This window comes from Clostridiales bacterium FE2011, from assembly GCA_017569305.1.
GTDB lineage: Bacteria > Bacillota > Clostridia > Christensenellales > Aristaeellaceae > Aristaeella.
This window is the reverse complement of record CP069418.1, coordinates 2,085,456-2,096,965: the sequence shown is the minus strand read 5'-3', so window position 1 is coordinate 2,096,965 and position 11,510 is coordinate 2,085,456. Positions and strand designations below refer to the sequence as shown.

Genomic DNA, 11,510 nt, shown 5'->3' with positions numbered 1-11,510 from the left:
AGGGAAAGAAAGGATTAGAACAAATGAAACAATCGATGCGGAACCGACTCTTTGCTTTGATCATCAGCCTGCTGCTGGTATGCAGCTCCTGCTTTACCGCTTCCGCGCTGGCTGCCGGAAACAGCGACTTTGAAATTGACGGCACAGTCCTGGTGAAATACCATGGCAAAGGCGGAGAAGTCACCGTACCCGATGGTATTGAAATCCTGGGCAAGTGGGCTTTCGACGACACAGAAGTGACGAAAGTAAACCTGCCCGAAACCCTGAAGGAAATCGAAAACTACTGTTTCTTCTCCTGCGATAAGCTGACAAAAATCACCCTGCCCGCTTCCCTGAGGAAGATCGGAACAGCCCAGGCTTTTGCCTACAATACAGCGCTTGAGTCCATCGACGTGGCGGAAGGCAATCAGTTTTTCGTTTCCGTGGATGGCGTACTGTTCAACCGGAGCAAAACGAAGCTTCTGTACTATCCTGCCGGAAAAAAAGGCGGGGAATATGCCATCCCGGAAGGAACCGAAACAATCTATGCTTCCTCGATATCGGCTACCAGTCTCACCGCGATTGATCTCCCGGCCTCGCTCACGGACTTTTCTTACAATGTTCACTTTTCCAACAATCCCGATCTGAAGGAAATCAGGGTTGCCGAGGGAAACCTCTCTTACCGCTCTATCGACGGTATGCTGTTCGATAAAAAGGGTACGACACTGCTCTTCTATCCGGCCGGGCGTAAGCAGGAAACCCTGGGCGCCAATGATTTCCCGGCGGGAATGAAGGCCATCAGCGCCTATGCATTCCAGCATGCGCAGCACCTGAAAAACGTAACCATCCCGAACGGAATTCCCGCCATTCACTGGATGTGCTTCACCTTCTCCCCCTCCCTGGAGAGCGTAACCCTTCCGGAATCCGTAAAGGAAATCGGCGGATATGCCTTTGCAAACAACCCGAACCTGAAGCAGGTCACTATCCTGAATCCAAACGCAGTCATCGAGGAACTCGAAGGTGAAGGCAATTACAATATCTTCGATGAATCTCCCAACGCCGTCCTCTGCGGATATGCAGGCAGCACCGCCCAGGCGTATGCCCAGAAGCGCGGCCTGAACTTCAAAGCCATGGGAGATCCAGCCAAGATCAAGGCCTTTGTGGCCCGCTGCTACAAAATCATCCTGGGGCGTGACGCGGATGAAGGCGGCATGAGCACCTGGTCCGGCGAGCTGGCCTCCGGCCGGAAAGCCGCCGCGGAAATCATCGAGCAGTTTGTCGCCAGCACTGAATTCAAGAACAAAAACGTCAGCAAGGCTGACGCAGTGGAAATCCTCTACAAGGCCATGCTGGACCGGGCTTCCGATTCCGCCGGCAAGGCAAGCTGGGTCGCCCAGCTGGAAAGCGGCAAGCCCCTGCAGGCTGTTATCAACGGCTTCTGCGGTTCCGCTGAATTCGGAAACCTCTGCCAGAACTACGGCATCAAGCCCGGCACCGTATCCGTTCCGGACACCCAGCCTGAAGAGCAGCAGCCCGCCGCCTCAGATGAACAGATCAAGGCCTACGTATCCCGCTGCTACAAGATCGTCCTGGGCCGTGACGCGGACGAAGGCGGCATGAAGACCTGGGTCAACGAGCTGAACTCCGGCCGCAAGGCTGCCGCTGAAATCATTGACCAGTTCGTCAGCAGCGCTGAGTTCAAAAACAAGAAAGTCAGCAATGCCGACGCCGTGGAAATCCTCTACAAGGCCATGCTGGACCGGCCCTCCGATTCCGCAGGCAAGGCCAGCTGGCTCACCCAGCTGGATAGCGGCAAGCCCCTGCAGGTCGTTATCAACGGCTTCTGCGGATCCGCCGAATTCGGCAACCTCTGCAAAACCTACGGCATCAACCCCGGCACCGTGTCCGTTCCGGACACCCAGCCCGAACCCCAGCAGCCCGCTGCGTCCAATGAAAAGATCCAGGCTTTCGTCTCCCGCTGCTACAAGATCGTCCTGGGCCGTGACGCGGATGAAGGCGGCATGAACACCTGGTCCGGTGAACTGGCGTCCGGCCGGAAGGCTGCCGCGGAAATCATCGAGCAGTTAGTTGCCAGCTCTGAATTCCAGAACAAGAAGGTCAGCAATGCCGACGCCGTGGAAATCCTGTACAAGGCCATGCTGGGCCGCGGTTCCGACGCCAAGGGCAAGGCTGACTGGGTCGGAAAGCTGGAAGGCGGCCAGCCCCTGACGGCGGTCATCAACGGCTTCTGCGGCTCCACTGAGTTCAAGACCATCTGCGATTCCTACGGCATCAAGCCCGGCACTGTGAATGTGGGAACCATGAAGGCGCAGGCGGAAGAAACCCTGAGCGGACAAGCTGAAGAAGCCGCCCCCGCCGTAAAGAAGACCACCGGCGAGAACGTCACCAAGGTGGAAATCGTCAACGCCTCCGAAACCGACGCGAACCTGGGCACCGCAGTGCAGGCCATCTACGTGAACGAAGAAAAGGCGAAGGAATTCATCGGCCGCTGCTATCGCAACATCCTGGGCCGTGAAGCCAGCCAGGCAGAACTGGAAAGCTGGATCGGCCAGATGCTGAACGGCTCCAAGACTCCGGACCAGATCGCCCGCGGCTTCCTCTTCTCCGGCGAGTTCGAAAGCCGGAATATCGGCGGCGAAGAGCTGGTGAAGATCCTCTACCGGGTCTACATGAACCGGGAAGCGGACGCGGAAGGCCTGGTCACCTGGACCCAGAAGCTGAACGAAGGCACCTCCCTGCAGGAGCTGCTGAACACCTTTTCCAAGAGCGGCGAGTTCAAAGCCGTCGTAAAGAATATGGCGAACTAAACAAAACAAACGAAGAGCGCCGGAGCGATCCGGCGCTTCTTCGTTTTGTTCAGGTAGGAGGTAGGAAGTAGGAGGCAGGAGGTAGAAGATAACCTTTTTGCTGGCATTCACAGCGGTTTTGTGATATCTTTTGGATCAGGGAAAACAATCTGAAAAGCGGAGTTGATCGTATGTATTACCTGATCAAAGAGTCCCTGACCCCCTGCGCGCCTGAAGATCTCGCCAAGGGCGGCGCCCAGTATGTGGCCGTGCTGACCACGGAGGAGTGGCAGCAGCGCCGGGACTGCTTTGACATGCTCATTGATATGGACATGGAAACCGTTCCGCCGCAGGAAACGAAAGCCATCGTGAACCAGGATTCCCTCACGGGCACCTTCTCCATTCCGGACAGGACGGACATCAGCGGCGCGCGCCATGCCTTCTCCTTTGCCCTGGATGAAAAGGGCATCGTCCTGGTGGATGACAACGGATATGCGGAGCAGCTGGTCCAGACCATCGCCCGCACGAAAAAGTGGAAGCTGCCCGGACTGGAGCGTTTCCTGTACGACCTGCTGGAAACCACCATCGGGCAGGACCTGGCCCTGCTGGAAAAGTCAGAGCACAGGCTGAACCAGCTGGAGGAATCCATCCTGCGGGGTGAGATCGAAAGCTATCCCGCCGAGATGAACGACATCCGGGGCAATCTCCTGGACCTGCGGATCCACTATGAACAGCTGATCGACTTCAGCCAGGAGCTGGAAGAAAACGAGAACGACTTCTTCCGGGATGAAAACCTCCGCTACTTCCATATGTTCACCGAGCGGGTCATCCGCCTGCAGGATATGGTTACCGGCCAGCGGGAATATGTGACCCAGCTGCGGGACCTGATCCAGTCCCACCTGGACGTGAGGCAGAACCGCATCATGACCGTGCTCACGGTTATCACCTCCATCTTCCTGCCCCTGACCCTCATCGCGGGCTGGTACGGCATGAACTTCCGCTACATGCCCGAGCTGGAATGGCGCTTCGGCTATCCGGTCATCATCGTGGTCTCCATCCTGATCGTGATCCTGTGCCTGTTCTGGTTCAAAAAGAAAAAGTGGATGTGAGATTAATTCAGAATTCAGAATTCAGAATTCAGAATTATTTTGGGTATTTGGAATTGTCCGAAAACTCATAACAATACGAACACAAACAATAAGCGGGTCCTGCAATGCAGGGCCCGTTGATTTTTGTTACACTTATTCCCATTTGATGTACTTGCTGTCTTCTCCCAGATCCACGCTGACGTATTTCTCCGCGGTCATCTTCAGGTCAAACCGCACCCGGAGCTCGGCCAGGCGCTTCATCATCGGGGAGGCATGGTGAGCGTCCAGGGCTTCCTGGTTCTTCCAGGTATCGAGGAGCAGGATGGTGCCCGGCTCGTCCAAGGGCTGGAAATACTCATAGCGGACGCAGCCCGGCTCCCGGCGGATATCCGCCGCGATGCCTTCCGCTTCCATCTGCGCCACAAAGGATCCGGCGGCTCCTACCGAGCCGCGGTAGTAAATCAGCATTGTAATCATGGTCGTTGTCCTCCTGCCATTCAGTATTTTATGCAGTTGTCCTCATTTCTCTTCCCCTCCATATTACCTGTTATCCCGCCGGAATTCAAGTGGGTGGATCAATATCAAAAAAAGGCCCTGCACCGCAGGACCTTTTGATTATATATCTGTCACAGTTCCGGAACCCGGACCAGCATCTGCTGCACGCTCATAATGTAGTTATCACCCGCACTGGTCAGGTTTTCATTAATGATTTGGATATTCTGCCACAATCCTTCTTTTGAAGGGATCATTTCCATCTGCATCTTTCTCATCAACCTGCCATACCATTCCCCGGGAATCTCCTGCCTGTTGAGCGAGCGAACTGTTGTGCCCAGTTCATTCCCATCCGCATCCAGCCACAGATAACAGATGTTTCCGGGAATATCAAGCCCGCTGTAATAAGACACACAATATTTCCCTTCATACTCAGCGACATCCTCGAACCGCCGTCCCGTCTCAGGCTGCTTTTCCCAGAGGATCTCTCCATCAGCACTGAATTTAATCAGCGCCGTATACTCCCGCCAATCGTGATAATCATTAGGGTGGTCGTAGTCTTTTACATGCTGTTTATGTACAGCCAGATAGCCGCCGTCACTCGTCCGGAAGCACCCGTCCAGATCTGATATGTCCGTTGCTTCGCCGCGCTCTTCTGTCATGGATGGCAGGATCTTTTTCCAAAGCAGATTTCCCTGCCAGTCTATTTTCATAATGATCGCATCAGCAAAAGATGCGCCCACGCCGGGATCCCGGCCTGTCATAACCAGGCCGTCATCCTCTGTAAGCGTCGCATAAAAAGCGCCGTCTGTCCGGAACCGGAAGTTTCCATCCCAGTCAATGAATTCCGTAAAACCGTTCTTTTCCCCGTAATGCTTCAGCAGCCCGCGGGAAATCACCTGCGTATTGTCCACAGACGCCCCGCTCGGTATGACTTCCCTTCCGGTTTTTTTCCCATCCGGGGTAAAAAGCACGACTTTTTCTTTCATACGGACGGCAATATTTCCATCTTCCAGGACAACCACTTTATAAAACTCTTTCTCGTCCTGATCCAAATACTCCCAGGATACTGTTCCATCCGGATTCACACACAGGAGCCTGGCCCTCTGCCGTTCAAAATCCGCTCCCCCTCTTCCACTGAAGATCATCCGTCCGTCAGGCAGTGTGTCCTGATAATTCACATAAATCAGGAGCCCGGTCCCGCCTCCGCCAATCTTCACCATATCATCCGCAAAGCAGGCAGAGCAGGAGAATACGGATACAGACAGAAGGAGCAGTATTGCCAGCAGCTTCTTATACATGACAGGCACCTCCGGTTAAATTCATAATGATAATTATAATATTTGCGTGCGCAGGGAATCCTCCCCTGTGTTCCTAGAGCACCGGAACGGGCAGTAGTACCTGTTGCATGCTATCATACGTTTTCTTCTCATTGTTCAGGTCTTCATCCCAGAATGTGATGCTCTGCCACAGCCCTTCCTTTGTGGCAACCAGCTGTCCCAGGCTTGTGTCCACATTCCTTCCGGCTGCCAGTTCAGGAATATCCTCCTTACTGACCGACCGCCGGATGGTTCCCAGCTCGTTTCCATCGCTGTCCAGCCACAGGTAGAGCAGGATACCGGGATAGAAAGACTGCCCCTGTTTCCTGCAGAACACCACATACTTTCCGTTATACTCCACGATATCCGTAAAAATCATATCCGGGTTTTCCCCGGAATCAGCCGCTCTTTGGGTCCAGAGGATCTCCCCGTCAGCGCTGATTTTGACGACCTCCGCATAGTATGACATCTGTTCCGTATCGGGATGAAAAACGGATTGTTCATGCAAAGCCAGGTATCCGCCGTCACCGGTTCGAAAGCTCGGCTGCAGCCACCCGCTGTCTTCTTCCGTCATCACGGGAAGTGTCTTTTCCCACAGGATTGTTCCCTGCCAGTCAACCTTCATGATCTTTGCCGGAACGTCCAGACCCCTCCAAAGCGATTCCCAGCCCGTCAGGACAAGGCCATCCTCATCCGCAGTCAGGCTGTGCACCTTGTACATCAGGGGATCGGCCAGCGCAAACAGGGTATTCCCATCCCAGCCGGTAAACTCTTTAGCCTCTGTCAGCAGGCCATGGGTTGTGAGCTCGTATAAATAAAACCCGCGCGAATTATCCAAAGGTATCTCTTTTCCCGTGAACTGCCCGTCCGCGGAAAAAAGCCTCACAGTGCCGGGCTGCAGCACTGCGATGGTGCCTTCGTCCGTCACAACCGTTTCATGATAATATCCTGCTTTCTGATCCACATACTCCCAGGAGACCGTCCCATCCGGGTTCAGGCACAGGAGCCTGGCTTTCCTGTCGGAATCTGTCCTCTCTTCCATGAAGCCGCCATAGACCATCCGCCCATCCGGCAGCAATCCGGCAAACTTCATATTATCTATGCCTTTTTTGCCGATCTTCACTGTTCCTTCCGCCAGGGAGGCAGAGCAGCAGGCAGCGGCTAAAGAGAGCAGGAGCAATATTGCCAATATCTTTTTAAACATGATAACCCCCGGGATAAAAATGAAATCTGTGTTCAGTTGACGTAGCGTATTACAAGCGCCACCGCGAACAGGAGCGTAAGGGCTATGGCTGAATTCAGATACTTATCGATTTTCCTCATAAGTTTTCCTTTCTGAAGATCCGATCTGTGATCCATGATGTTTTCAATTATTAGACGAACGGCAGGGCAATTTGGTTTCCAAAAATGAAAAAAAGAAGGGTGGGCCGTTATATCCGGCCCACCCCGATATTATTGTTCCTGTGCTTCGCCAAAGCTGAAAGACGCCATTTCATTCATATCAACATACACCATCACGTCATTATTCAGCAAAAGACTGTTTTTGTGGTTGTTCTGCCGGATCGGCACCTGTCCGATGGTTTCAATGCTGCCGTCCGGTTTGCGCCGGATGATCTGCCCTTTCTTGACAAGAAAGTACATATCCCCGTCCTTCATGATCATTCCGCCGGATCCATGAGGCAGTTCATCCACCTTTGTCAGCTTTCCGCTGTCCCAGTCCAGGGTGCACAGGGAGAAGATCCCGCCGTCCTTCTGCTGGATAACCCAGGTCGTTCCATCTTCTTCAATCCAGTAGCTGAATATTCCGAATATGCTCGAAACAGAGCGGCAGGAAAGCTTCATCGTCGAAAGATCCAGCCTGCACAGCAGTTCTGTTTCTGATTTTTCGTTTGGATACACCTTCCAGAATAACCCGCAGGGCGTATTCCGCATGGAGCTTATACTCCAGCCCCGTCCCAGATGGGCGGTTTTCTTAAAACCCGGTATGGCAACCCCGTCCAGCGGAGCCCCGCGGCCGTTTTCACCGATGCCGGTAAACTGATAATTCTCCTTATTAACCGTATACAGAACGCCGTCCACGGCGACAAGGCCCTCATAATCCGGCCATTCATAACCGCTCTCATACAGGGTCAGCTCCTGATCACCCGGTTTCCAGGACCAGACGCCCGCTCTCCCTGTCAGGACATAAACCGTATCATCAATCCCGGTAATTTCCAACATGTTGTATTTGGAAAACTTTACATATTCCGCCGCAGCCGCCCCTGTCAGGCACAGCAGGCAGGCCACAGCAATCAAAAGGATACAGATACTCTTTTTCATCTTATTTCTCCATCCGTTATTTCTTCAGTTCAAGCGTCACAGGCGGCACACCGTCATCGCCTTTTTCCTCATCTGCCAGCTGGAACCGGATCCGTTCCGGGATGCTGTCGGCAGAAATCATGCTGGTGATACAGATCTGAGGCGATTGATCCGTATCAATGCTGTGGCTCATATTGATGCCATCGGGATACTCATTTCCGTCTTCATCCGTCCAGACAGGACGAATATAATCCTTCCGGTATTGCATGTGGCCCTGATCGGTAAAATCCAGGTAAAGGTACACGCCGGCCGCTGTCTTCGCCGCCTTCACGCTGTCCAGGTGCAGGCCAAAAACCACATAGTCCTCCGGAATCTGATACTCAACCGGTTCCGACTGGATGGACATGGGAACCTTCACATCCACCAGGTCATCCCCGATATCCTTTGTGTCCCCTGTCTCCAGGTCCACTTCCTCCACCCACAGGGACAGCTGGGCCGGAAGCTCCAGCGTTCCCTGCGCGGCGACAGATTCATTGTCCGGATAGCTGATTTCATTCGTGCTGAAGTATACGAGGCGGCCTTCTTCATCATATAAGGCGTCATACATTCCGCCGCCGCCATCATAGGGATCCTGCATATGCAGTCTCGCGCCGACAGAGTACAGCGGGCAGTTCAGCTTTTTAGCCACATCAATCCAGGTGGTCTCCGGATCCACGCCATACAGTTTCGCCAGCATCTCACCGAATTCATCATTGTTGCTGAGGGTATCCTCATAGAAATAGTCCATTACAATAATAGCTTTGCTGCCGTCCGCCGTAGTCACCAGGGTGGAGGCCATGGCCTCCTGCTCATCCGCGAACAGGCTCTGCACGGTAAAGGCCACCGGGCCGATGGTAAAGGTCTGCTGTTTCGTATTGTCCATAATCTCCTGGGCTTCCTTGGTTACCGCGTCTGTGTCGCCGTAGAAGATCTCAAAGAAGTCTCCCCAGCCCAGGGTCTTTGTGGCGGCGATGGCAATGGCCATGGTCGCCAGGATAATGCATGCCGTTATCAGCACCGCTCTCACGGTAATACGCCTCACGGGTTCTTCCTCCCTTACGGAGCAGGCGGCTGTCATCAGCGCGTCACGGCACTTATCCGGTGTCGCCTTGAAGGTATCCCGCAGGTTCAGGTTTTCCATATCACGCTTCATTCCGCTTTCAGCTCCTTTCTCAAAGCTTCTTTTCCCCGGCGAAGGCGTCCCTGGAGAGTGGCCAGCGGGATCCGCAGCGCAGACGCTGCCTCCTCATAGGTCATCCCTTCCGAATAGCAAAGGACAAGCGGCAGCCGCAGCTTTTCCGGTACAGCCGCCAGCGCGATCGCCAGGTCCGGGTCCGGAACGGAAGCGTAGGTTCCCTCGGGAATCTCTTCCAGTGGAACATTCCTGCGATGCTTTCTCTGTGCGTCGTAACACACGTTGATCAATATACGGATAATCCAGGTGCGGAAGTATTTCTCTTCCTTCAGCCTGCTCCGTTTTTCCCAGGCTTTCAGGGCGGCATCCTGCAATGCGTCCTGCACATCGTCATCGTTCCGCAGGATCGACCAGGCTACCCGGTACATCATGTCCGTGCAGGCTTCGATCTCCGCGATAAAGAATCCCCTGTCCACAGCTTCAGCTCCTCGTTCTGTAACGTTACATACATTAGACGGTCCGGAAGGCTAAATCCGGACACACGGGCAAAAAAAAATAAGAAGACAAAGCAGCCGCGCTCTGTCTTCCTCAGAATTCAGAATGATGACCGGCTTTTCGCAGTTTGGTTTCCGTCATGCGGAAACTCATATCCACCAGGGCGGTAACCTCCTCCCGCCCCGCGGAACCGTCCAGCAGGATGGTGATCCATTTATCCTTGTTCATGTGGTAGGCCGGGCGGAAACCCGGCTTTCCCCGGAGGGAGCCCATCAGCACCGGATCGCACTTGATGTTCACAATATCGGTTTCCCCGTCCCGGTTCATGCCCAGGGTCCGGTACGGGATCTTCATCATGATCCCGAACCATTTGCGGTTATCCGTGTGGCGGAAAACGCAGGTCACGTCATCCCGGGAAAAGGGATAGTCCGGTTCCACACTGAAGGCGTCAAAGATGTAGTCCGTCAGTTCCTGCCTGGTCATACCGTCCCCGCTTTCAGGAGCGTCTCCGCGTTGCGCATGGTCACGTCCAGGGCGTATTCTTCCTCCACGTTGTCAAACAGCCAGCGGATGCCTTCCTCCACCACCGGCCGGCGGGCACCGGGCCGCATCCCGTGCATGTCGCTGCCGATGAAGGAAATCAGCTTCTCCCTGGCCATCCACTGGGCCTGTTCCCGGGTGACCGGGTTGATGTTCCGCTCCAGATCAAAAGCGTTCACCTGCATCAGGACGCCGCTGTCCGCCAGTTCCCGGACGAGATCCCGGTCATCCTGCAGGGCACGGTAGCGCTCCGCGTGCGCCAGGATGGGCTTCAGTCCCCGCTTCTGCAGCTGGGCCAGGTTTGTGCGGAATTTCTCCGGCCGCTCATGGCAGCCCGTATACTCCAGGAACTCTGTCAGCACATAATTCGTGCCGTTCATCCGGAAGGCTTCCATGCGAAAAACCCGCTCCGCCAGCGTCCAGGCGCAGTACCACTCCGTACCCAGGTACAGCCGGATCTCCGGCACTTCCTCCGCCGCCCGTTCCTTCAGCAGTTCAAACTTTTCCCGCACCCCGGCCGCCACGGGCAGGAAGTTATTGTTCTCCCGGCCGTAGTGCGGCGTGGCAAACACAGCCACCGCGCCCTGATCCCGGTCCGCCTGCAGCATGCGGATGGCTTCCGTCATGCTCTGGGCTCCGTCGTCCGCACCGTAGATAATATGGCTGTGAATATCAATAAAACTGTGCTTCTCCATCTGCTATATCCTCAATGTCCAGCACTTTGAAGCCGGCCTTCACCGCCGCCTCCGCGAAAAGGCCCTGCCCCGGAATCTTCCTGCCGGAGAAGGAGCCGTCATAAATCATCTTCACTCCGCAGCTGGGACTGCGGGACTGAAGAACGATCAGGTCCGGTTTTTCCCGCTTCGCCAGCTCCAGGCCTTTTTCAGCCCCCAGCCGGAAAGCGGCGTCCACATTCTCCCCTGCCACGTTCATCACGGTTCCGTTCACTATCTCCGCGGACGGCCGGGGCACCGGCAGCCCGCCCAGCACCTCCGGACAGACGGGAATCACTGTGTGTCCCTCCAGCAGGCGCAGCAGCTTTTCATTCCGGTTGCTGCCGCCGTTATATTTACAGTTTTCGCCCAGCAGGCAGGCGCTGACCATGATCTTCATCATTATTTCCTCCGATATTTTATTGTATCCTCCTCCGCTTTTCTTGTCCACCTCCGGCCTCGCAGAAAAGCTTCTTTATTGTTCTTACCCTTTTACATTGTTTACAGTTTTTTCACAAATGCGCGGCCTTATTCATGTTATGATGGATACAGCATCCCACGAACGGGAAGAATCCGTTCAGATAACTCATTATATAATTGTCATC

11 protein-coding genes are annotated in these 11,510 nt (G+C 54.5%); 2 read left to right on the top strand and 9 right to left on the bottom strand.

Features of this window, described 5'->3' with window-relative positions:
• The first annotated feature begins 23 nt into the window (after window positions 1-23).
• Both JRC49_09460 and JRC49_09455 read left to right on the top strand, forming a co-directional pair.
• Window positions 24-2,807, top strand: a complete 2,784-nt coding sequence (locus tag JRC49_09460; GenBank protein ID QTE70033.1) for a DUF4214 domain-containing protein — start codon at window positions 24-26, stop codon at window positions 2,805-2,807.
• Between the two features lie 170 nt (window positions 2,808-2,977).
• Window positions 2,978-3,895 (top strand): magnesium transporter CorA, encoded by a 918-nt coding sequence (locus JRC49_09455; GenBank protein QTE70032.1) that lies wholly within the window; start codon window positions 2,978-2,980, stop codon window positions 3,893-3,895.
• A 132-nt stretch (window positions 3,896-4,027) separates the two neighbouring features.
• Here the strand turns inward: JRC49_09455 and JRC49_09450 are convergent, their stop codons facing one another.
• The 9 genes from JRC49_09450 to JRC49_09410 form a co-directional block, all read right to left on the bottom strand.
• Window positions 4,028-4,351, bottom strand: a complete 324-nt coding sequence (locus JRC49_09450) for an antibiotic biosynthesis monooxygenase (GenBank protein ID QTE70031.1) — start codon at window positions 4,349-4,351, stop codon at window positions 4,028-4,030.
• Window positions 4,352-4,500: 149 nt separating this feature from the next.
• Entirely contained in the window at window positions 4,501-5,667 is a 1,167-nt protein-coding gene (locus tag JRC49_09445) for a hypothetical protein (protein ID QTE70030.1), read from the bottom strand.
• A gap of 73 nt (window positions 5,668-5,740) precedes the next feature.
• Window positions 5,741-6,889: a hypothetical protein gene (locus tag JRC49_09440; protein QTE70029.1), complete on the bottom strand. Its 1,149-nt coding sequence runs from the start codon at window positions 6,887-6,889 to the stop codon at window positions 5,741-5,743.
• Window positions 6,890-7,137: 248 nt separating this feature from the next.
• Complete coding sequence (locus JRC49_09435; GenBank protein ID QTE70028.1) at window positions 7,138-8,004, bottom strand: hypothetical protein; 867 nt, start codon at window positions 8,002-8,004, stop codon at window positions 7,138-7,140.
• Window positions 8,005-8,020: 16 nt separating this feature from the next.
• Entirely contained in the window at window positions 8,021-9,175 is a 1,155-nt protein-coding gene (locus JRC49_09430; protein ID QTE70027.1) for a hypothetical protein, read from the bottom strand.
• Window positions 9,172-9,633, bottom strand: a complete 462-nt coding sequence (locus JRC49_09425; GenBank protein ID QTE70026.1) for an RNA polymerase sigma factor — start codon at window positions 9,631-9,633, stop codon at window positions 9,172-9,174. Before JRC49_09425 ends, JRC49_09430 begins: the two co-directional genes overlap by 4 nt.
• Window positions 9,634-9,745: 112 nt before the next feature.
• Complete coding sequence (locus JRC49_09420; protein ID QTE70025.1) at window positions 9,746-10,135, bottom strand: MmcQ/YjbR family DNA-binding protein; 390 nt, start codon at window positions 10,133-10,135, stop codon at window positions 9,746-9,748.
• The gene (locus JRC49_09415) at window positions 10,132-10,887 is read right to left on the bottom strand and encodes a hypothetical protein (protein ID QTE70024.1); all 756 of its coding nucleotides are present in this window, start codon (window positions 10,885-10,887) and stop codon (window positions 10,132-10,134) included. The genes JRC49_09420 and JRC49_09415 overlap by 4 nt, the downstream gene beginning before the upstream one ends.
• Entirely contained in the window at window positions 10,865-11,305 is a 441-nt protein-coding gene (locus JRC49_09410; GenBank protein QTE72857.1) for a DUF523 domain-containing protein, read from the bottom strand. Before JRC49_09410 ends, JRC49_09415 begins: the two co-directional genes overlap by 23 nt.
• Window positions 11,306-11,510: the final 205 nt, after the last annotated feature.

Excerpts from the sequence above, each read along its gene's own strand:
- JRC49_09440 (QTE70029.1), bottom strand. The coding sequence starts at position 6,889 with ATGTTTAAAAAGATATTGGCAATATTGCTCCTGCTCTCTTTAGCCGCT.
- JRC49_09460 (QTE70033.1), top strand. The coding sequence starts at position 24 with ATGAAACAATCGATGCGGAACCGACTCTTTGCTTTGATCATCAGCCTG.
- JRC49_09420 (QTE70025.1), bottom strand. The coding sequence starts at position 10,135 with ATGACCAGGCAGGAACTGACGGACTACATCTTTGACGCCTTCAGTGTG.
- JRC49_09415 (QTE70024.1), bottom strand. The coding sequence starts at position 10,887 with ATGGAGAAGCACAGTTTTATTGATATTCACAGCCATATTATCTACGGT.
- JRC49_09435 (QTE70028.1), bottom strand. The coding sequence starts at position 8,004 with ATGAAAAAGAGTATCTGTATCCTTTTGATTGCTGTGGCCTGCCTGCTG.
- JRC49_09445 (QTE70030.1), bottom strand. The coding sequence starts at position 5,667 with ATGTATAAGAAGCTGCTGGCAATACTGCTCCTTCTGTCTGTATCCGTA.
- JRC49_09455 (QTE70032.1), top strand. The coding sequence starts at position 2,978 with ATGTATTACCTGATCAAAGAGTCCCTGACCCCCTGCGCGCCTGAAGAT.
- JRC49_09450 (QTE70031.1), bottom strand. The coding sequence starts at position 4,351 with ATGATTACAATGCTGATTTACTACCGCGGCTCGGTAGGAGCCGCCGGA.
- JRC49_09410 (QTE72857.1), bottom strand. The coding sequence starts at position 11,305 with ATGAAGATCATGGTCAGCGCCTGCCTGCTGGGCGAAAACTGTAAATAT.
- JRC49_09430 (QTE70027.1), bottom strand. The coding sequence starts at position 9,175 with ATGAAGCGTGATATGGAAAACCTGAACCTGCGGGATACCTTCAAGGCG.